The 20,876-nt window shown below is 72.4% G+C and carries 16 protein-coding genes; 6 read left to right on the top strand and 10 right to left on the bottom strand.

Annotated features, from left to right (window positions below; translation table 11 throughout):
• On the bottom strand, positions 1-946 hold a 946-nt coding region (locus tag ACWDN5_RS39255; RefSeq protein WP_449679842.1), incomplete at its 3' end, for an RCC1 domain-containing protein.
• Between the two features lie 423 nt (positions 947-1,369).
• Here ACWDN5_RS39255 and ACWDN5_RS39250 point away from each other — a divergent pair.
• Positions 1,370-2,008, top strand: a complete 639-nt coding sequence (locus tag ACWDN5_RS39250) for a DUF6801 domain-containing protein (RefSeq protein ID WP_310974609.1) — start codon at positions 1,370-1,372, stop codon at positions 2,006-2,008.
• A gap of 85 nt (positions 2,009-2,093) precedes the next feature.
• Positions 2,094-3,506 (top strand): DUF6801 domain-containing protein, encoded by a 1,413-nt coding sequence (locus tag ACWDN5_RS39245; protein ID WP_310974610.1) that lies wholly within the window; start codon positions 2,094-2,096, stop codon positions 3,504-3,506.
• A 247-nt stretch (positions 3,507-3,753) separates the two neighbouring features.
• Here the strand turns inward: ACWDN5_RS39245 and ACWDN5_RS39240 are convergent, their stop codons facing one another.
• On the bottom strand, positions 3,754-5,043 hold the full coding sequence (locus tag ACWDN5_RS39240; protein WP_310974611.1) for a PucR family transcriptional regulator: 1,290 nt from the start codon (positions 5,041-5,043) through the stop codon (positions 3,754-3,756).
• A gap of 308 nt (positions 5,044-5,351) precedes the next feature.
• Between ACWDN5_RS39240 and ACWDN5_RS39235 the strand changes: the two genes are divergently transcribed.
• Together ACWDN5_RS39235 and ACWDN5_RS39230 are read left to right on the top strand one after the other, a co-directional pair.
• On the top strand, positions 5,352-6,047 hold the full coding sequence (locus tag ACWDN5_RS39235; protein ID WP_449679841.1) for a hypothetical protein: 696 nt from the start codon (positions 5,352-5,354) through the stop codon (positions 6,045-6,047).
• On the top strand, positions 6,044-6,406 hold the full coding sequence (locus ACWDN5_RS39230) for a GntR family transcriptional regulator (RefSeq protein ID WP_449679840.1): 363 nt from the start codon (positions 6,044-6,046) through the stop codon (positions 6,404-6,406). Before ACWDN5_RS39235 ends, ACWDN5_RS39230 begins: the two co-directional genes overlap by 4 nt.
• Positions 6,407-6,568: 162 nt before the next feature.
• Here the strand turns inward: ACWDN5_RS39230 and ACWDN5_RS39225 are convergent, their stop codons facing one another.
• The 5 genes from ACWDN5_RS39225 to ACWDN5_RS39205 form a co-directional block, all read right to left on the bottom strand.
• Positions 6,569-7,354: an arginase family protein gene (locus tag ACWDN5_RS39225; RefSeq protein WP_449679839.1), complete on the bottom strand. Its 786-nt coding sequence runs from the start codon at positions 7,352-7,354 to the stop codon at positions 6,569-6,571.
• Between the two features lie 28 nt (positions 7,355-7,382).
• Entirely contained in the window at positions 7,383-10,760 is a 3,378-nt protein-coding gene (locus tag ACWDN5_RS39220; RefSeq protein WP_449679838.1) for a pyruvate carboxylase, read from the bottom strand.
• Positions 10,761-11,026: 266 nt separating this feature from the next.
• Positions 11,027-11,911: a S8 family peptidase gene (locus ACWDN5_RS39215; protein WP_449679843.1), complete on the bottom strand. Its 885-nt coding sequence runs from the start codon at positions 11,909-11,911 to the stop codon at positions 11,027-11,029.
• Between the two features lie 43 nt (positions 11,912-11,954).
• Positions 11,955-14,411: a caspase, EACC1-associated type gene (locus ACWDN5_RS39210; protein ID WP_449679837.1), complete on the bottom strand. Its 2,457-nt coding sequence runs from the start codon at positions 14,409-14,411 to the stop codon at positions 11,955-11,957.
• Positions 14,412-14,465: 54 nt separating this feature from the next.
• The gene (locus tag ACWDN5_RS39205; RefSeq protein WP_310974617.1) at positions 14,466-15,599 is read right to left on the bottom strand and encodes an erythromycin esterase family protein; all 1,134 of its coding nucleotides are present in this window, start codon (positions 15,597-15,599) and stop codon (positions 14,466-14,468) included.
• A gap of 31 nt (positions 15,600-15,630) precedes the next feature.
• Here ACWDN5_RS39205 and ACWDN5_RS39200 point away from each other — a divergent pair, with 31 nt between their 5' ends.
• Entirely contained in the window at positions 15,631-16,245 is a 615-nt protein-coding gene (locus ACWDN5_RS39200) for a TetR/AcrR family transcriptional regulator (protein ID WP_449679836.1), read from the top strand.
• Here ACWDN5_RS39200 and ACWDN5_RS39195 read toward each other — a convergent pair.
• From ACWDN5_RS39195 to ACWDN5_RS39185, 3 genes are read right to left on the bottom strand one after another with little or no spacing between them, the layout of a single operon-like run.
• A complete protein-coding gene (locus tag ACWDN5_RS39195; RefSeq protein ID WP_449679835.1) occupies positions 16,226-16,639 on the bottom strand; it encodes an N-acetyltransferase family protein in 414 nt (137 codons plus the stop codon). The genes ACWDN5_RS39200 and ACWDN5_RS39195 overlap by 20 nt on opposite strands.
• 47 nt (positions 16,640-16,686) lie before the next feature.
• Positions 16,687-18,840 carry an ATP-dependent DNA helicase RecG gene (gene recG, locus ACWDN5_RS39190; RefSeq protein WP_310974620.1) on the bottom strand — a complete coding sequence of 718 codons (2,154 nt, stop codon included), beginning with the start codon at positions 18,838-18,840 and terminating at the stop codon, positions 16,687-16,689.
• 3 nt (positions 18,841-18,843) lie between these two features.
• Positions 18,844-20,415, bottom strand: coding sequence for a DAK2 domain-containing protein (locus tag ACWDN5_RS39185; protein WP_449679834.1), 1,572 nt, complete (start codon positions 20,413-20,415; stop codon positions 18,844-18,846).
• Positions 20,416-20,549: 134 nt separating this feature from the next.
• Between ACWDN5_RS39185 and rpmB the strand changes: the two genes are divergently transcribed.
• On the top strand, positions 20,550-20,741 hold the full coding sequence (rpmB, locus tag ACWDN5_RS39180; protein ID WP_003091970.1) for a 50S ribosomal protein L28: 192 nt from the start codon (positions 20,550-20,552) through the stop codon (positions 20,739-20,741).
• The last annotated feature ends 135 nt before the right edge of the window (positions 20,742-20,876 follow it).

Genomic DNA, 20,876 nt, shown 5'->3' with positions numbered 1-20,876 from the left:
CCTCGCGCGGCTGGAGGAGCTGGAGGCGGGGGAGGAGGACCACCACCGCCTCGCCGAGCTCTACCGGGTTTTCCTTCAGCGCGAAGCTGTCGTTCTCCCCGGCGGAAATGCCGAAGACCGGCCCGCACGGGAGCAGGTACGGGGCCGTTTCCTCGACCAGGTTCGAACCCCAGGCGAGGATGTCGCCGTTGGCCTTGACGGCCAGGTTGTGGTTGGCACCGGCGTCGATGGCCACGACGTCCGACAGGGCCGCGTCGGGGACGGTCACCTGGCCGTAGTTGTTGCGGCCCCACGCGTAGACGCGGCCGTCCTTCAGGGCCAGGCTGTGCTGGGCGCCGGCGGACACCGCGGTGACGCCCGAGGTCAGGCCCGCCGGCACGGTCGCCTGCCCGTAGGCGTTGTTCCCCCACGCCAGCACGGCGCCGTTCTTGATCACCAGATTGTGGTCGGACCCGGCGGCGATCGCGGTCACCCCGGACTGCGCGGCCGCCGGCACGTCGGTCCGGCTGCCCCAGCTCACCACCTGGCCGTTCTGCTTGAGGGCCAGGCTGTGCATGTACGACGTCGAAATCGCCGTGACGCCACCGGCCACCGAGGCGGGCAGGTCGGTCTGGCCGTACCAGTCGTTGCCCCAGGCCAGGACCTGACCGTTCTTGAGGGCGAGCTCGTGCCCCCAGCCCGACGCGATCTGGCTGACGCCGGACAGCGCCGCGGCGGGCACTTCGTTGGCGCCCCAGTTGTTCGCGCCCCACGCGAGGACCGTCCCGCCCTTCAACGCGAGCACCGTCGTGGAGCCCGCGGACACGGCGGTGACCCCGGTCAGCGCCGCCGCCGGGGGAACCACGACGCCGAAGTCCTGCTTCCCCCAGCCGAGCACCCCGCCGGCGGTGGCCGCGGACGCCGGCGACGCGAAGAGCGACAGGGCCAGCGCCGCCGAGACCGTCAATGCGGCCCCCCTGAGCGATACCCGTTCACAACGTGAAGCAAGTGGCACGGTAGCCTCCTTTCTCGCGTTTCGTTATCCCAGATTGCTTCGGCAAGATCGTGAATGGTAGACCGTTCCCGAGAGTGTTCGATCGCGCGGTGGTTCTTTGTCAAAATCCGATGAAACCGCCGCCGGTCCTGCGCGACCGCGGACAAGAAAGCCGAACCGTCCCGGTGCGGCGCACTGACGATGCCACAAACTCTTGTTCCGTAATGAACTCGCGAGTAGCCTCATTCCCGGCAGATGGACCTCCACCTCGCACGTCGGTGAATTCACGTCCCGCCGCTCGGGGCAATGGGGGCGGGCGAACGTGATCGACAGCGCTACGACGGCGAGCAATCGATCAGCCAAAGCCGAGACTGTACTGAATCAAAGGAGATGGGTATGTCCCGACTCAGCAGGCTGTCCGCCGGAATCGCGACCACCGCTACCGCCGTCGGCGCCATCGCGGTGCTGACCGCCGGCACCGCGGCCGCCGCCACGGTCACCTACACCGCCGGTGGCACCACGCCCCTGACCTACACCTGCACCTTCCCCGGCGTCACGCCGCAGCCGGTCCTGGTGACCTCGCACCTGGACGCCGAGGACTCCGTCGCCGCCGGCGGCACCCTCACCCCGGCCAACGTGGGCGGCTCCGCGACGATCAGCGCCGGTGTCCACGCGCTGCTCACCGCGGTCGGCTACGACGGCATCCGCGGCACCGCCACGGTGCCGGTGACGGCAGCGTCGGGCACCCTGTCGCAGCCGGCGGCCACCGGGCTGGACATCCCGGAGACCATCTACCCGGCCGGCGGCCCGATCACGGTGAACATCTCGCAGGTCGCGACCTCCACCGTCCCGACCTACACCGCGCCGGCGGCGGCGGGCACCGACACGCTGTCGATGGGCACCACGGTCACGGCGGCCCTCGAGTTCCACAAGAAGGCCAACAACACCTGGACGCCGTGGTCGATGAACTGCACCCTGAAGGTCACCAACCCGGCGCAGAACACCGCGTTCAGCCCGAGCATCACCGTCAACTGACGCCGGTTCCCGGTGCGGGCCTCCTCGCGAGAGGGGCCCGCACCGGGTTTCCGTCTTCGGCACCACCGAACACACAGGGAAACCGATGCCACGTCGACTCCGGCCCCGCTCCGTCACGGTGACCGCGCTGGCGGCCGCCGGCCTGCTGTCCGCGGCGAACGGCGCGCTGACCGGGGTCGGTTCGGCCGCCCCCGCCCCCGCGGACCCGCCGGAGAAGACGGCGACGGCGTCGGTCTCGGTCACCTGTCCCTTCGCCGATCCGCTCGGCCCGCGCAAGCTCACCGTCGAAACGACGGCGACCCTGCCCACCGTGGCGAAGACCGGCACCTCGGCGACGATCGGCAAGTACGCCACGCAGTTCAGCCTCCCCCGCGACGTCGCCCTGTCACTCCTGCCCGCCGGCGCCACCGCCGGTTCGCTGCAGGGCGCCGTGCAGCTCGCCCTCGCCGTGCACCAGGGCGAGCGCTCGGACCAGATCCCGGTCGCCCTCACCGTGGCGCCGACGCCCCTGCCGGAGACCGGCGACGTCACCCTCACCGCCACCGGCGACGTGCCGGAGATCGCGATCAACACCTTCGGCCCCGTCACGTTCGACGTCACCGCGCCAAAGCTCGCGCTGGCGGCCGTTCCCGCGGCCGATGCACCGGCCGCGCCCGAGGCCGCCCCGCCGATCGCGTGCACCCTCGATCCCGGCCAGCAGGCGACGCTGGGCACGATCCTCGTCCAGCCGACGGCGAAGCCGGGTGCCGAGCAGAAGGCCGCGCTCGGTTCGGCGGCCGCGCTGGAGGACGACCCGCCGCCGAACGAATACACCGTGCCGCTCGGCCTCATCACCATCATGACGAGGTCGACCGTCGCGAGGCTGGGCGCGACCGTCGTCGCCGACCCCGCCCTCCTGGTCAACGCGTTCTTCACGGTGAACATCGACACCGGCGAGTCCCGGGTGTCCGGGTCGGCGGTGTTCAAACCGGCCACCACCACGTTCCTCGGCTTCGGGTTCGTGCCGGTGACCGCGACCGTCGAGTTCCTGCCGGTCGACTGGCAGAACAGCAAGATGATCGAAGTGGGCGGCGGGCTGTTCACCGACGACGAGGGCTACACGAACCTGCGCACCGAGCTGAAGGTGATGGGCAAGCTGAGCGGCGCCAAGGTCAACGGTGTCCCGCTCGAGGTCGGCCCCGGCTGCGTGACGAAGGAGCCGGTGTCGCTCGAGATCACCGGTCGCTACGACCCGTTCACCACCGGCCACGTCCGGACCGATCCGGAAAAGGGCTTCTACCTGCCTCCCTTCCGCGACTGCGGTTCCGGCGGCCAGGACCTGAGCCCGCTGCTCAGCGGCATGAGCACGGGCTGGGGCAACCAGGCCTTCATCGACACCTACAACCTGAACGGGTGCACCGAGCCCGACCACACCAACTGCCCGCCCGACACCCTCCCGCCCCTCCCGGGCACGGCCGGGGCGGCGGCGGACAAGGCGGTCGCGAAGCACCCGAACTGAGGCACACTGCAGTTCCACCGGGCTCCCGACAACCCCGGACCTGCCGGTTACCTGAAGCATCCTTCGCGCGGACAATCGAGGGGAGTCGCGTCCTCACCACGGGGGCGTGCGCCGCCGTTGACCGCCTCCGGCGACGGCTTCCGCGGTCGCGTCAACCTGGGCCTGGGGGCGACCGGCGGACCCGGCGTTCAGCCCGTCGATCCCGGTGACCCGACCGGCCACCGAGGGTCCACTGTGGACCTCGCCGTCACGGCTGTTGCGACGTCCATTGTGGACGCGAGCCGCCCGTCCTCGGCGACGGCAGCAGCTCGCTCACCGGGTACCGCAGCGGCAGCGGCGCCGCCCCGGCCCGCAGCGCCAGTTCCATCTCGAAGCGCGCCGCCGGGTCGCGCAGGCTGTCGCCGAACGTCGCCTGCAGCTGGCGCATGCGGTAGCGGACCGTCTGCGGGTGCACGCCCAGGCGCTCGGCGATCTCCACCACGTTGCCCTGGCTGTCCAGCCACGCCCGCAGGGTCTCCAGGAGCCGCTCCTGCTGCTTGCCCGTCATGTCGGCCAGCGGCGCGAACAAGCGGTGCCGCAGCGTGCCGACCAGGCCCGTGTCCGAGTTGACCAGCAGCGTCGCCAGGTGCTCCTCCGCGCGCAGCACCGGGCGCGCCGCCAGGACGCCGCGCTCGGCCAGCTGCAGCGCGTTCCGGGCCCAGCGCAGGGAATCCGCGACCGAAGCCAGCGGGACGCACGGGCCGATCGCCAGGCGGCAGTCCGGCAGCGCCACCTGCAGCGCGGCCAGGCGGGCGCTGCTCAGCTCGCCCGGGACGACCAGTTTCGGGTCCGGCGTGTCGAGTTCGGCGAGGACGTCGGCGTCCAGTCCCGCGTGCCGGCGGGCCGGGGCGACACCGCCCGCGGGGCAGACCGCGACCGGGGTCGCGTCGGACGGGACCGGCCAGCCGATCAGCTGGGCCAGCTCGGCAATCGCTTTCGGGGAGGCGGGTGGCGTCTCGAGGATCAGGTGGAGCAGCTTGCGGCGCCAGGTGTCCAGCGCTCCCGCCGTGCGCGCCTTGGCTTCCAGGTAGCCGTCGAGCGCGACGGACGCCAGCTCGTCCATGAACGCCAGCATCGCGTCGGCCAGCTGGGACATCACCGCCGAGGAAAGGCCGCTGCGCCGCCCGACGCGCATGATGCGCCGCCACGACACCCGCGCGCCCACGCGGTAGGCCGACTGCAGCGTGTCGAGGCTGCGGCCTTCGCGCATTTCGTTCTGTCCCAGGCGGTGGTGCACCTCGTGGGACTGTTCCTTCGACACCGTCGGGTCGGCGATCTGCGCGACGAACAACGTGATCGCGTATTCGACGCCGGCCCGGATCGACTTGCCGTAGGGGCCGTCGAGCGGACGCGCGTACGCCGGGATCGTCGCACGGATTTCTTCGACGATTTCAGCAGCGAGACTCGCCAGTTCCGGCCGCAGGATGTCGGCCAGCTTGCGCGGTAGAGCGGCGGTGGGCGGCGGCGCAGCGTGATCGAATCCGCGCTCCACCGACATCGCAGCTCCTTTGCTCCGCCCCGGGACTCCGGTCGCGGGTTCCCACGGCCGGGTGACCGTGCCTGTTGCACGGATGACAACCGACACATCGAAAAACTAACGCCAAACGTGTCACACCCGTGAAGGAAAACCGATTTGTTGTCATCGCGGTGACAATTTTTCGCCGCTCGGCTGCGATCGGCTGACAAGTGTCCCGCCGACTGCACGGTGGCGTGCGTACGAACGGACGAACCTCCAACGACCGGCCCGCGCTGCGGTTACGCCGGAATCTTGTATCATGTGGTTGATACAAGCCGAGGAGGTACCGCATGCCGTGGGACAACGTGCTCGCCGTCGCCTTGTTCACGGGCGTGATCGGGCTGGCGATCCTGATCGTGCTCTGGCCGGGGCGGAAGCACGGTAAGCGCTTGCTGGAGCGGTGGGGCGTGGCCGAGCCCGACGCCGGAGAGGTCGACCTCGCCGTCCGCTACCTCAAGCGGCGGCGGCTCTGGTACCCGTGGCTGTTCCTGGCGATCCCGCCGCTGCTCGACGACACGACGACGGGCTCGATCCTGGCGACGCTGCTGCTGGGTGGCCTGATCGCCGAGCTGTTCGCGCAGCGACCGTCCCGCGGCCCGCGCCGCGAGGCCGAACTGGCGCCGCGGACGCTGCTCGGGGTCGTCCCGGCGTGGATCCTGGTGCTGGGCGTGCTGGCGGCCGCGGGATCGCTGCTGCACCTGGGGCTGACGGCGCAGTGGAAGCTGCTGGCGGTGGCCGCGGGCACGGCGCTGGTCAGCGCGGCGATCACGCTGCTGGCGGTGCGCCGCCCGGCGGTGGGCGCGGCGCGGGCCGATCTGGCGCTGCGCTGCCGCAGCGCGCGGGTGGCGGTCGGCCTGGGCATCGGCGCGTGCACGGCGATCGGCTGGCCGGTGGGCGACTTCGGGTCGTTCCTGGCGGTCGTGGCCGGCCTGGCGGCGTTCCTGGCGGTGACGGCCCCGGCGAAACGCCGGCCGGCGACGGCGTGAAGATCGTCGTCGACACCGAGAACGGCGTACCGCCGTGGCGGCAGGTCCACGACCAGGTGATCCGCGCGGCGACGACGGGTGCGCTGCCGGAGGGGACCAGATTGCCGCCGATCCGCCAGCTGGCCCGGGATCTGGGCTTGGCATCGGGAACGGTGGCGAGGGCGTACCGCGAGCTGGAGGCGGCGGGCTGGGTGGCGACGGCCCGCGCCCGCGGCACGGTGGTGACGGTTCCGTCGGGCCGCCCCGACCGCGAGGCCCTGCTGGCCGCGGCGGCCGCGGAGTTCGCGGCCCAGGCCCGGGACCTCGGCGCGGACGAGGAGGCCGCGGTGAAGGCGATCCGGGCCGCTTGGCCGCGCTGAGCCGCACTCCCCGGCGCCCGCAGCGCCCGCCTGGCCGCGCCGAGTCGCGCCCACGGGCACGGCCGCTTGCCTGCGTGTGCCGAGCCCGAACCGGCGCGAGCCGCCCGGCCACACCGAGCCCCACCGCCCTTCGCGGCCCAAGGCCGGCTCGCGAGACCCTCCCTATCCCCCGAGCAGCCGCCCGATCGCGGCGACCACCGGCTCCAGGACCTCGACCTCGCGCGGTGTCCCCACGCACTCCGTGATCCCGGCCCCGACCACCTCGAACCGGGCCAGGGCGTCCAGTTCCGACACCAGCCGCTCGATCGTCCAGCCGTCCGGTTCCGGGTAGTTCAGCCCCGCGAACTCGCGCGCGTCCAGCACGTCGAGGTCCACGTGCACGTACAGCTTCTCCACGCCCGTCAACGCGGCCACGGACCGCACCGCCAGGCCCCGGCCCACCGCCGCCTCTTCCTCCGGGTCGAACACGCGCGTCCCGGCGAGGGCCACCCGGCCGGGCTCCAGGGCCGGGTCCGCCGCGAACTCCGGGTCGCCCTCGCCCAGCAGCGACCGCAGCACCATCCCGTGGAACGCCCCCGACGGCGACGATTCCGCCGTGTTCAGGTCCGGGTGGGCGTCGAACCAGGCGACGCCCAGCCCGGGACCGTGGCGGAACCGCGCGACGCCGATCGGGACCAGCTCGACACCGCAGTCGCCGCCGATCGTCAGGACCGGGCCGCCCGGCGCCTCCAGGGCCGCCAGCTGGGCCGCCCGGTTCGGGCCGGTCAGCACCGCGCGGGAGAACACCCCACGGTCCACTTCGGACACCGCCCGGGTCTGCCGGACGTGGTGCACGGGCCGGCCGAGCACGTGCCCGGCCAGCTCCGCGAGGGCCACACAGCCGTCCGGCAGCTCCGCCGCGCGCGGACTGGCCGCGCCCTGCCGTTGCGGTACCGCGTTGATCAGCATCCGCCGAGCGTATCGCCCGGCGCAACGCTCACTCGAGGACCAGCAGGAGGTCACCGCCTTCGACCTGCTGCACCGCGGTGATCGCCCGCCGGGCCACCTTGCCGCCGGCCGACGCCGTGATCGAGGCCTCCATCTTCATCGCCTCGATCGTCGCCACCGTCGCGCCGGCTTCGACCGTGTCGCCCTCGGCGACCTGCAGCGTCACCACGCCCGCGAACGGCGCCGCGATCTGCTTCGGGTTGCCCTTCTCGGCCTTCTCCGTCGCGGGGACGTCCGAGGCGATCGAGCGGTCGCGGATCTGGATCGGCCGCAGCTGGCCGTTCAGCGTCGACATCACCGTGCGGACGCCGCGCTCGTCGGCCTCGCCGATCGCTTCCAGCTCGATGAGCAGCCGCACGCCCGGCTCGAGGTCGACCGGGTACTCCTCGCCCGGCCGCAACCCGTAGAAGAAGTCCTTGCTGGGCAGCACCGACGTGTCGCCGTAGGCCTCGCGGTGCGCCTCGAACTCCTTCGTCGGACCGGGGAACAGCAGCCGGTTGAGCGTCCGGCGTGGTTCCGCGGTCAGCGCGGCACGGTCCTCTTCGGACAGTTCGACGACCGGTTTCGCCGCCGCGCGGCCTTCGAGGGCCTTGGTGCGGAACGGCTCCGGCCAGCCGCCCGGCGGGTCGCCGAGCTCGCCGCGCAGGAAGCCGATCACCGAGTCGGGGATGTCGAACTTGTTCGGCTCCGCCTCGAAGTCGGCCGGCGAGACCCCGGCGCCGACCAGGTGCAGCGCGAGGTCGCCGACGACCTTCGACGACGGCGTCACCTTCACCAGGTGGCCGAGGATCTTGTCCGCGGCGGCGTACATCGCCTCGATGTCCTCGAACCGGTCGCCCAGGCCGAGCGCGATGGCCTGGGTGCGCAGGTTCGACAGCTGCCCGCCGGGGATTTCGTGGTCGTAGACGCGCCCGGTGGGCGACGCCAGCCCGGCCTCGAACGGCGCGTAGATCTTGCGCACGCTCTCCCAGTACGGCTCCAGGTCGCCGATCGCCCGCAGGTCCAGCCCGGTGGTGCGGGCCGAGTGGTCGGTGGCCGCCACGATCGAGGACAGCGACGGCTGCGACGTCGTGCCCGCCATCGACGAGACCGCGCCGTCGACGGCGTCCGCGCCCGCGTTGATCGCCGCGAGGTAGGTGGCCAGCTGGCCGCCCGCGGTGTCGTGGGTGTGGATGTGCACCGGCAGGTCGAACTCCTTGCGCAGCGCGGTGACCAGCTTGGTCGCCGCGGGCGCGCGCAGCAGCCCGGCCATGTCCTTGATCGCCAGGACGTGCGCCCCGGCGCCGACGATCTGCTCGGCCAGCTTGAGGTAGTAGTCGAGCGTGTAGAGCTTCTCGCCCGGGTCGGACAGGTCCGAGGTGTAGCAGAGCGCCACCTCGGCGACGGCGGACCCGGTCTCGCGCACGGCTTCGATGGCCGGGCGCATCTGCTCGACGTCGTTGAGGGCGTCGAAGATCCGGAAGATGTCGATGCCGGTCTTCGTGGCCTCCTGGACGAAGGCGGTGGTCACCTCGGTCGGGTACGGCGTGTACCCGACGGTGTTGCGCCCGCGCAGCAGCATCTGCAGGCAGATGTTCGGCACGGCCTCGCGCAGCGCGGCCAGGCGCTCCCACGGGTCCTCGGCGAGGAACCGCAGCGCCACGTCGTAGGTCGCGCCGCCCCAGCACTCCAGCGACAGCAGTTCGGGGAGCGTGTTCGCGACGACCGGCGCCACCGCGAGGAGGTCCTTGGTGCGGACGCGGGTGGCGAGCAGCGACTGGTGCGCGTCGCGGAAGGTCGTGTCGGTGACGCCGATGTGCGGCGACTTCCGCAGCCACTCGGCGAACCCGGCCGGGCCCAGCTCGGCGAGCTTCTGCTTCGACCCGGGCGCGGGCTGGGCGTCCTTCGGGAGCTTCGGCAGCTTGATCGTGGCGTCCGGCGTCTTCGGGCGCTCGCCGTGCGGCTTGTTGACCGTCTGGTCGGCGAGGTAGGTCAGCAGCCGCGTGCCGCGGTCGGCGGACTGCCGCGCGGTGAGCAGCTGCGGGCGCTGTTCGATGAACGACGTCGTGACGCGGCCGGCGCGGAAGTCCGGGTCGTCGAGGACGGCCTGCAGGAACGGGATGTTCGTGGCGACGCCGCGGATCCGGAACTCGGCGACGGCCCGGCGCGCGCGGCCGACGGCGGTCTTGAAGTCGCGGCCGCGGCAGGTGAGCTTGACCAGCAGCGAGTCGAAGTGGGCGCTGATCTCGGTGCCGGAGAAAGCGGTGCCGCCGTCGAGCCGGATGCCGGAGCCGCCCGGCGAGCGGTAGGCGGAGATCATGCCGGTGTCCGGGCGGAAGCCGTTGGCCGGGTCTTCGGTGGTGATGCGGCACTGGAGGGCGGCGCCGCGCAGGTAGATCTTGTCCTGCGACAGCCCGAGGTCGGCGAGGGTCTCGCCGGAGGCGATCCGCAGCTGCGACTGCACGAGGTCGACGTCGGTGACCTCTTCGGTGACCGTGTGCTCGACCTGGATGCGCGGGTTCATTTCGATGAAGACGTGCTTGCCGTGCTTGTCGAGCAGGAACTCCACGGTGCCGGCGTTGCGGTAGCCGATCTGCCGGGCGAACTTGACGGCGTCGGCGCAGATGCGGTCGCGCAGCTCGGGGTCGAGGTTCGGGGCGGGGGCGAGCTCGACGACCTTCTGGTGGCGCCGCTGCACGGAGCAGTCGCGCTCGAAGAGGTGGATGACGTTGCCTTCGCCGTCGGCGAGGATCTGCACCTCGATGTGCCGCGGCTCGACGACGGCCTTCTCGAGGAAGACGGTCGGATCGCCGAAGGCGGACTCGGCCTCCCGCGCGGCGGCCTCGATGGACTCCCGCAGCTGGGCGGGGTCCTCGACGCGGCGCATGCCGCGCCCGCCACCGCCGGCGACGGCCTTGACGAAGACGGGGAAGCCGAGCTCGTCGGCCGCCGCGACCAGGGCGTCGACGTCGCTGGAGGGTTCGGACGAACCGAGCACCGGAACACCGGCCTCGCGCGCGGCCTTGACGGCACGGGCTTTGTTACCGGTGAGTTCGAGAATCTCGGCGCTCGGGCCCACGAAGGTGATACCCGCTTCTTCGCACGCGCGCGCGAGATCGGGGTTCTCGGAGAGGAAGCCGTAGCCGGGGTAGACGGCATCGGCTTTCGCCTTCTTCGCGGCGGCGACGATCTCGTCGACCGAGAGGTAGGCGCGCACGGGGTGACCGGGTTCGCCGATCTCGTACGCCTCATCGGCCTTCAGGCGGTGCAGCGAGTTGCGGTCTTCGTGCGGAAACACGGCAACCGTGCCGGCACCGAGTTCGTAGCCGGCGCGGAACGCCCGGATCGCGATCTCCCCGCGGTTGGCCACCAGAACCTTGCGGAACATGCCCGGTCCTTCCCTCTTGGATCGGTAAGTCAACGCACGTTACCCGGTTCTTCCCGCTCTGCGGGAGTTCAGTCCCGGGTGATGGACATCATGCGGACCAGGGGGTTCGGTGGTCACCCCTGGTGGCAGTCCTGAACGAGGTCCATCCTATCGGGCTCGACCGCCACTGAAGCCGGAAAAGTCGCAGATCAGGCAGACCGTCCACACCTCGGCCGCGTTGTGGACAACCCCGAGCCGGAGCCGGTCGGCGGTGCCGATACCGCACCTCAGCCCGCCGGCGGCGCGTACAGCAGCCGGTTTGCCGTCCCGTCCGGAACGCCCGTCAGCACGTCCGGCGTCGCCGCGCGGACCAACGCCTCGTCCACCCGCGCCGGCGTCTCCTCCGGGTGCTGGGCCCGGTACACCGCCGCCACCCCCGCCGCGAAGGCCGCCGCCATCGAGGTGCCCGATTCCGGCCCGGCGCTCGTCCCGCCCGCGATCGGGGACGGGATGTCGCTCCCCGGCGCGTACAGGTCGACGTCCTGGCCCGAGTTCGAGGTCTTGTCCGGGCGGTCCTGGGCGTCGGCGGCCGCCACCGTCAGGGCCTCCGGCACCCGGCCCGGCGAGAAGCCGCTCGCGTCGGCCGTCTCGCTGCCCGCCGGCACCGCGATCGGGACCACCGTCGCCAGGCGCTTCACCGCCGCGTCGAGCTGGTCGTTCGGCACGCCGCCGATGCCCAGGACCGCGACCGCCGGCTGCTGGGCGTTCTGCGCGACCCAGTCGATGCCCGCGATGATCTGGTCGGTCGCGCCGCCGCCGTCCTTGTCGAGCACCCGCACCGGCACGATCTGCGCGCCCTTCGCGACGCCGTAGTCCTTGCCCGCGGCGATGCCGGCGAGGCGCGTGCCGTGGCCGTTGACGTCGGACGTGTCGGACCCGCCGTTGAGGAAGTCCCGCCCGGGCGCGACGCGGCCCTGGAAGTCGGGGTGCTTCGCGTCGACGCCGCTGTCGATGACGTAGATCGTGACGCCCGAGGCGTCGCTCGCGTAGTGGTAGGCGTGGTCGAGGCCGGCCCGCTGGTCGATCCGGTCGAGCCCCCAGCTGGGCGGATCGGGCTGCACCCCGCCGGTCGAGACCTGCCCGGCGAGCACGGCCACCGCCGCGAGAAGCATCCTCATGATCGTCGTGGTACCCCGGTGGGCCCCGGGGGACAACTCAGGCCTGTCGCCCGTTCGGCTGATTCCGCCGCGCGAGCACCGCGGTGTCGACGGCCAGCAGCACGAGCGCCGACACGGCGATCACCTGGCCCGCGTAGGTCAGCGAGGAGTAGTCCACCAGCACCGCGAAGGTCGGCCCGAGGATCCCGGCCAGGCCGGCGACGCCCGACGCCAGCACCAGGCAGCCGACCGGACGCGGGCTCAGCACCACGGCGACGACGGGAACGAGGACGGCCAGCAGGGCGCCGAGCACGTAGTAGGCGGCGTTGCGGCCGGCGCTGTCGGCGTCGTAGGCGGACAGTTCGACGAGCTGGGCGATCCACCCGGCGCCGAGCAGCACGCCGAGCCCGATCGCCGCCCAGGCCGCCCACCCGCGCACCGGCCCCAGCGCGACGGCGCGGTTCCGGCGCAGCGCCACCAGCGCGCAGGCCCCGGCGAGCACCCACGCGATGTGCGCGAGGAGGACGAAGGTGAAGCCGGCGTTCAGCCCGGTGCCCGAAGAGTCGGAGGCGACGAACCCGGCCAGGGTGATCCCGGTGCCCGGCGGGCCGGCGGCCGTGGCCGCGGACAGGGTGACGCTCTCGCCGACGAACCGGGCCAGCCCGAACAGCGCGCCGAGCCCGACGCCGACCAGGAGGGCGGGGCCGGTCCGCGCTCTTGTTCGCGGGGCGAGGGTGAGCAGCCCGGCGAGCAGGGCGCAGGCGGCCACGAGCCACACGTAGTACTCCATGCCGGGGCGGTATTCGGCGAGGGTGTAGCTGTCCCAGCGGTACTTGAGCGGCAACCCGACCACGGCGAACACCGAGCCGGCGACCGCGGCCACCCCGGCGAACCCGCCCACGGGATCCACGGCCCCCGGCCGGCTGGGTGGCCCGGAAGCAAGGGCTTGGGTGGTGGGCGGTTCGGAGGCTTGCGGGAGCTCAGGTGCCATCGGCGCCGCCTGCGCCGCGGGCGCGGCCGCGCCCGCGGGGCCGGTGTTCGCCGCGGTGGCAGACGGGCCGGAGGCTCGGGCGGCCTCGGCTTTCGCGGCGGTCGCGGGCCCAGGCGCCGCATTCCCCTCGACCACCGGCGCGGCCGCGGGACGGGCGTCCGCTTCGGTGACCGGCTGCCCGGCGGACGATTTCGCGGCCACCTCCGGCTCCGCGACCACCTCCGGCGACACCACCGGCTGCCCGACGGACGATTTCGCGGCCACCTCCGGCTCCGCGACCACCTCCGGCCCCACCACCGGCAGCGCCTCGATCTCCACCGCCACCACGACATCCCCGGTCGGCCCGCGCACCACCACCTGCCCGCTCCGCACCCCCGACGACCCCGCCGTCACCGCGAGCTCCGCCCCGCCGGGCACCTCCCTCACTCCGATCCACGGCTCCGCGGCCTCGAACCGCACCTCCCGCGCCACCGGTGGGCCCAGCACCCTCAACGTCCCCGATGCCGACGATCCCGCCGCAGCCGACAAGCGCACCGACGGAACGTCCACCCGCACCACCGCGGACGACAGCGCGTCCGAAGCCGCCGCTGCCACGTGCTCGATGTCCGTCGAGGCCATTGCCCGGAGCGCCTCGAATGCCCCCATGGCCACCGGGAGGTTCGGGCTCGACAACCGACGGCGCAACTCCGCCACCGCGCCCAGCCTGGTGAACGGGTTCTCCGCCGCGATCGCCGCCGCCAGGTCCGGAGGGATCGGGGACGGCTTGATGCGGCGGCGCCTGCTCTTGGCCAGGTACAGCTCGCCCTGCATCTCGATGTCGCGGCTCGGCGTCTGCTTGGGGTTGCGCTCGCGGACGCGGTCGAACAAGTACTCGTACAGCTCGCCCAGCGCGATCAAGCCGTCCTCGTCGCGGTCCGCTTCGCCCGTGCGCAAGCCCTCCACCAACGCCGAGGTGAACACCGATGGCCGGGCCGGCTGGTCCGAGGCCAGCGTCGCCCCCTCGAACGCGTACTCGATCGAATTGGACGCCGTGATCACCGCGCGCCCACGGCCGCCGCGGAAGCTGTCCAGGACGTTCGCGTCGCCCGACGCCCGGACCGCCACGCCCTGGCCGAACGCCCCTCCGTAACAGCAGTCCAGCAGCAGCACGATGCTGCGCGACCGGCTCTGCCGGATGCACTGCTGCACGAAGTCCGCCGGCACCGCCGTCGACCGCAGGCGGTCCGGGCGCGTGTTGCGGGCCGCGAAATAGAGCCCGCCAGCGTCGTCCTTCAGGCCGTGGCACGAGAAGTGCATCAGGAGGACGTCGTCGGGCTTGCCCTCCAGGCAGAGGTCCTCGATCTCCGCCTGGACCACGTGCGCGGTCTCGTTCCGCACCACGGAAACCTCGAAGTCGCTGATCGCCCGGTCGGCGAGCACCCCGGCCAGGGCGTCGGCGTCCGCCGCGGGCGAGCCCAGCCGCTGCAACCCCGCGTTGTCGTACTCGCCGTTGGCGACGATCAGCGCGCGCCTCCGCCCGGCCATACCGGTAGGAAACGCCCTTCGCGCGCGTTGCGGCAATCAGCCGAACGGGCACACCTATTCGGCAGTGCCCGCGAAAATCGTTTCCTGCTCCTCCAGGCAGACGACGGCGTCCCAGGCGGCCGCGACGTCCACCGCGGGCGTCATGTGCGCGTGCCGGATGCTCGACGCCGCGGGGTGCGCCACCACGCACGGTGCCCGCGGAGCCAGCACCGCCTCGACACTCCCGGAAACCGGCTCGCCCAAGGCCTGCTCGAACATCCGGAACCCCAGCGGGTACGCCGGGTCGGGGGCCAGGCCGGTCGTCGTCCCCGAGACGGCGGTCAGGGCCAGCGCGAAATAGCGGTCCCCCAGCTCCGCGGCCAGGTGGGTGCCCGCCGACGGCGCCGTCATGCCCGGCATCGGCGAGAACGGGACGCGCTGGAGGTGTCCGTTGTGGATCATCAGCACGATCTTCTCGCCCGGGAACCGCCGCCGCAGCAGGCGGACGGTGGCCGCCATGTACGTGTCCCGCGACGAGCTCTGCGGCTCGGGTGCGCGGCCCGCCATCAGCGCGTCGAGCTCCCGCAGGTACAGGTCGACGCGCAGCGCGCCCTCCGCGTGGTGCGCGGCCACCGCACCGTAGCCGAGGGACGCCACGTGTCCTTTGAGGACAGTCAACGCCGTCGTCGCGGCATCCCGCGCTTCCGTGCTCATGGCACCGTAGCGCCCCGGCGCGACCGCGCTGCTCACCGACGCATACGGCTCGCACGCGGCCAGCGCGTTGTCCACAAGCGACACATTGGCCGGGTCCACGCGCAGGACCTCCGCCCGTAACGCCTGCAGGGACGGCACCGGCGAGCCCGCCGAGCTCGGCACGTCGAGCCCGGAGAACCGGACGCCCCGGCCGCGCAGCCAGGTCAGCATCTCGTGCACCTCGGCCGAGTCGCCGAGACCGAACGTGAACCCGTCCCGGGCGATGTCGGCGACCTCGCCCGGGCCGCCCTGCAGCCACGCGTCGACCAGGTGCCCCTCCGCGAAGCCGCCTTCGAACCCGAGCACGGTGAACCCGCGTTCGGTGACCAGGTGACGCAGGAGGCGGTCGCGCAGCACACCGAACTCGCGGATGTGATGGTTGTTCTCGCCGATGGCGACGACTTCGGCGTCGCCGATCAGCTCGGCGATTTCGGCAACGGCGACGGTTCCTGTCATACTGGGCACACTAACGCAACAGGAGTAGCAGTTGGCAACCGAGATTTCCGGGACCAAGCGTCCGGGCGGCCGCACCGAGCGGACCCGCCTCGCCGCGCTCAACGCCACCTTGGAGCTGCTCGGCGAACGCGGGTACCTGGAACTCACCGTCGAAGCGGTCGCCGAACGCTCCGGCGTGCACAAGACGACGCTCTACCGCCGCTGGGAGTCCGCCGAAGGCCTGGTCGCGGCCGCCCTGCTGATGGGCGCCGAGCAGGAGTGGGCGGTGCCGGACACCGGGTCCCTCGAAGGCGACCTGCGCGCGATCAACCTGGAGCTGGTGCGCTACTTCACCACCCCGGGCGAGCGCGAGCTGCCCACGGCGTCGATCTCGGCGGCCTTTCTCTCCCCGCGCGCGGCCGACGCCCTGCGCGAGTTCTACGTCGACCGCCACGCCCGTTCCGGAGCCGCGGTGGCCCGGGCGATCGAGCGCGGCGAAGTCCCGTCCGGCACCGATCCCGTGGAGCCGGTGCGCGTGGCTTGCGGGCCGGTCTTCTACCGCCTGTTCGTCTCCCGGGAAGGCGTGACGCCGCGGGATGCCGACCTCGCCGCCAAAGCCGCCGCGGCTGCCGCGAAGGCCGGCGTCTTCACGGCAGCGGACGGCTGAACCGCACCACGTCCAGGGTGACGCCTTCTAGCGTCTCGGTCGCGGTCTCGCCGTCGTCCGCCCAGCGCTGCCGCCGGTAGAAGGCCTTCGCCCGGTCGTTGGTCGCGAGCACCCACAGGATCGCGCGGTCACCGGACATCGCTTCGACGACGCGGTCGTGCAGCGCCCGGCCGAGACCGCGGCCCCAGCAGCGCGGCAGCAGGTACAGCGCGTACAGCTGCGAAGGCGAGAAGGCGGCGAAGCCCTCGACGACGCCGTTCTCCTCGATGACCAGCACCTGCCCGACACCGTCGCGGATGCGCCGTTCCCAGGAGACGGCCCGTTCCTCGGCTGAGAGGCCCGCGAGGAAGTCGTCCGGCAATTGACCCGCGTACGCGGCCTGCCAGGACGCCACGTGGACCTGCCCGATCGCCGGGGCGTCGGCGGCCGTGGCCGCGCGGATCAGCTCTTCTCCAGGTATTCCGCGCGCTCGACGTCGACGACGTCGGCGACCATCTGCGCGAGGCCGCGGTACTTCGTCAGCTCCGGGTCCTGCGTGACGAGCTCCTGCGCCAGCGCCCGGGACGCGGCGATCACGTCCTCGTCCCGCAGCAGCGAGAGCAGCTTGAGCGTGGACCGCTTCCCGGACTGCGCGGCGCCGAGGATGTCGCCTTCGCGACGCAGCTCCAGGTCGAGGCGGGACAGCTCGAAGCCGTCCGTCGTGGACTCGACCGCCGCCAGCCGCTCGCGAGTCGCCGTGCCGTCCAAGGTTTCGGTGACCAGCAGGCACAGCCCCGGCACGCTGCCCCGGCCGACGCGGCCGCGCAGCTGGTGCAGCTGGCTGACGCCGAACCGGTCGGCGTCCATGATCACCATCGCGGTGGCGTTCGGCACGTTCACGCCGACCTCGATCACCGTGGTGGCCACCAGGACGTCCAGCTGGGCCGCCGAGAACGCGCGCATCACGGCGTCCTTGTCGTCGGGCGGCATCCGGCCGTGCAGCACGCCGATCTTCAGGCCCTGCAGCGGCCCGTGCTCCAGCTCGGGGGCGACTTCGAGGACCGCCAGCGGCGGGCGCTTGTCGCTCTTGTCCGACGGCGGCTCGTCGCCGATCCGCGGGCAGACGACGTACGCCTGGTGCCCCTTGCCGACCTCCTCGCGCACGCGCTGCCAGATCCGCTCGAACCAGGCGGGTTTCTCGGCGACCGGCACGACCGTGGTGGCGATCGGCGACCGCCCGACCGGCATCTCGCGCAGCGCCGACACTTCCAGGTCGCCGTACACGGTCATCGCGACCGTGCGCGGGATCGGCGTCGCGGTCATGACCAGGACGTGCGGGCTGGTGTCGCCGGACCCTCGGGTGCGCAGCGCGTCCCGCTGCTCGACACCGAAGCGGTGCTGCTCGTCGACGACGGCGAGGCCGAGATCGGCGAACTCGACGTGGTCCTGGATCAGTGCGTGCGTGCCGACGACGATGCCCGCCTCGCCGCTGACGATCTCCAGCAGCGCCTTCTTGCGTTCCTTCGCGCCCATCGACCCGGTGAGCAGCGTGACCTTCGTCGCGTTCTCCGCCGCGCCCAGCTCGCCGGCCTGGCCGAGGTCGCCGAGCATCTCCCGCAGCGACCGCGCGTGCTGCGCGGCGAGGACTTCGGTCGGGGCCAGCATGGCGGCCTGCCGCCCGTTGTCGACGACCTGCAGCATCGCCCGCAGCGCGACGACCGTCTTGCCCGAGCCGACCTCACCCTGGAGCAGCCGGTTCATCGGGTGCTCGGACGCCAGGTCCGCGGCGATCTCGTCGCCGATCCCCCGCTGGCCCGCGGTCAGGTCGAAGGGCAGCCGCTTGTCGAAGGCGTCCAAGAGGCCGCCGCTGACGTGCGCGTTCGCCTTCGCCGGGCGCGAGATGGCCGAGTGGCGCCGCTGCGCGAAGATCAGCTGGACGGCCATCGCCTCGTCCCACTTCAGGCGTTTGCGAGACGCCTCCAGGTGCGCCCAGTTCTCCGGGCGGTGGATGCCGCGCAGCGCGTTGTCGAGGTCGGCCAGCTTGTGCAGCCGCCGCAGCTCGGCGGGCATCGGGTCGTCGCCGACCTCGAGGACGTCGAGGACCTGCCGCACGCACTTGGCGATCGACCAGGTCGGCATGCCCTGCGCCGCCGGGTAGACCGGGATGATCGCGGCGAGGAAGTTGTCCATCGCCTCGGCTTCGTTCTCGGCGTCGAACAGCTCGTACTCGGGGTTGGTCAGCTGCAGGGTGTCGCGGAAGGCCGACACCTTGCCGGCGAACAGGCCGGTCTTGCCCGGCACGAGGTCCTTCTCGCGCCACGCCTGGTTGAAGAACGCGCAGGTCAGCCGACGTTTGCCGTCGGTGATGACCATGTCGAGAATGGTCCCGTTGCGGGCCTTCATCCGCCGCTTGCTCACCTTTTCGATACGCGCCAGCACGGTGGCGTGCTCGCCCAGCTCGAGGCCGTGGATGTCGGTGAGCTCGCCGCGCTCGGCGTAGCGGCGCGGGTAGTGGCGCAGCAGGTCGCTGACCGTCTCGATGTCCAGCGACGTGGCGAGCGCCTTCGCCGTCTTGGCGCCCAGCAGCAACGGCAGCTTGTCGCGCAGTCCGGCCATCCGCTATTCGACTCCCATCAGCAGCACGGCGTCCGCCTGGCCGCTGGCGTAGCTGGTCAGTTCCACCTCCGGGTGCTCCACCCGCAGCTGCTCCGCGAGTTCCCCGGCGACCCCGGGCGGGGCCGCCGCCCCGCTCAGCACCGTCACCAGCTCGCCGCCGAGCGCCAGCATCCGGTTCAGCACCTTCATCGCGGCCGCGACCAGGTTCGTCTCGGACGCGGGCGCGGGCTCGATCAGCACCACCTCGTCGTCGACCAGGCCGACCACGTCACCGGACTGGGCCCGGCCCACCCAGGTTAGCGACTCCTCCTGGGCGATCCGCAGTTCGCCACGCCTGGTGGCGGCGGCCGCTTCGGCCATCGCGACGACGTCGTCGTTGGTGCGGCGCCCGGCGTCGTGCACGGCCAGGGCGGCCAGCACCTGCACCGGCGAAGCGCACGGGATGACGACGACGTCCCGGTCGGCGGCCATCGCGTGCCCGGCCGCGGTGTCGGCCGCGGCGGTGAGGGCGACGCTGCCCGGGAGCACGGTCACCTGCTGCCCGGCGGCCTCGTTGAGCAGGCCGATCATGTCCTCGACGCTCGGCGTCCCGCCCTCGGGCACGGCCAGCACCGGGATGCTTTCGGCGCGCAGCAGCTCGGCCAGTGCCCCGCCGTGGACGACGGCGACGACCGTGCGGTCGATCCCGCCGCCCGGCTCGATCGGCGTCGGCGTGAGCAGGGGTTCGACCCGGATCTTGCGCGGGCGGCCCAGCGCCAGCCCGGCCTCGATGGCGGCGCCGATGTCGGCGCAGTGGACGTGCACGGCGTGGCTGCCCGAGCCGTCGCCGGCCACGGTGACGCTGTCGCCGAGGCCGCTCAGCTCCTTGCGCAGGGTCGGCAGGCTCGCTTCCTCGACCCCGTCCAGGAGGTACATGACCTCCCAGGCGTAGGCCTCGGCGTGCGCGGGGGCCTCGAGGGCGTGGTCGTGCTCGACGGGGGCGCCGGTGAGCACGCCGACCAGCGCGTCGAGCACGGCGACCAGGCCGCGGGCGCCGGCGTCGACGACCCCGGCCCGGGCCAGCGCGGGCAGCTGCTCGGGCGTCTTCTCGAGGGCGTGCGCGGCCTCTTTCGCGGCTTTCGCGGCGACTTCGGGCAGCGGGCTCGTGTCCCCGCGCACGGCGAGGGCGACGGCGTGCAGGACGGTCAGGATGGTCCCGGCGACCGGGCGGCTGACGGCACCGGTGGCGACCTCGTCGGCGTGCCCCAGCGCCCGGGCCAGCCACGCGCCGTCCAGGTCGCCTTCGGCGCGGTCGGCCAGCCCGCGCACGACCTGGGAGAGGATCACGCCGGAGTTGCCCTTGGCGGAGGCGACCGCGCCCCGCGCGAGGATCTTCAGCGCCTCGGCGGCGGTTTCCGGGACGGCTCCGGAAAGTTCGCGGGCGGCGCCGGTCATCGTGAAGAGCATGTTGGAGCCGGTGTCGGAATCGGCGACGGGGTAGACGTTGATCTCGTCGATGGCCGGCCGCAGGCTCGCGAGACTGTGCACACAGCCCGCCGCCCAGGCCGACACCGCCGCCGCGTCCAGCACCCGCACCCCGTAACCTCCTGACCGGTCCCCGGGCAGCGTATCGACCCGGTGCCGGGGGGCCGGAACGCAGTAGTTACTATGGTCGAGTTGCCCAGTGCATCTGGGCTCATTTCTATGACCCAGATCCAAAGGAGTTCGACGTGGCTGCCGTGTGCGACGTCTGTGGCAAGGGACCCGGCTTCGGCAAGTCGGTCTCGCACTCCCACCGCCGTACCAACCGCCGGTGGAACCCGAACATCCAGACCGTCCACGCCAAGGTGGGTGTGTCCCAGCGCAAGCGCCTGAACGTGTGCACCTCGTGCATCAAGGCGGGCAAGGTCGTTCGCGGCTGAAGCTGAAAGTTTGGGTGGCGGGTGCTCGCGAGAGCACCCGCCATTTTCATGTCCCCACCCGGTGGCGCGGGGGCCGGGGCCCGGCGCCGTGGGCGCCGGCGTTCGGGATGCTGACCGACCGCTTCGGCGTCACCT

This window comes from Amycolatopsis sp. NPDC003731 (assembly GCF_053586895.1).
Note: the sequence above shows the minus strand (reverse complement) of the source record. Positions and strands in the feature narration are given on the sequence as shown.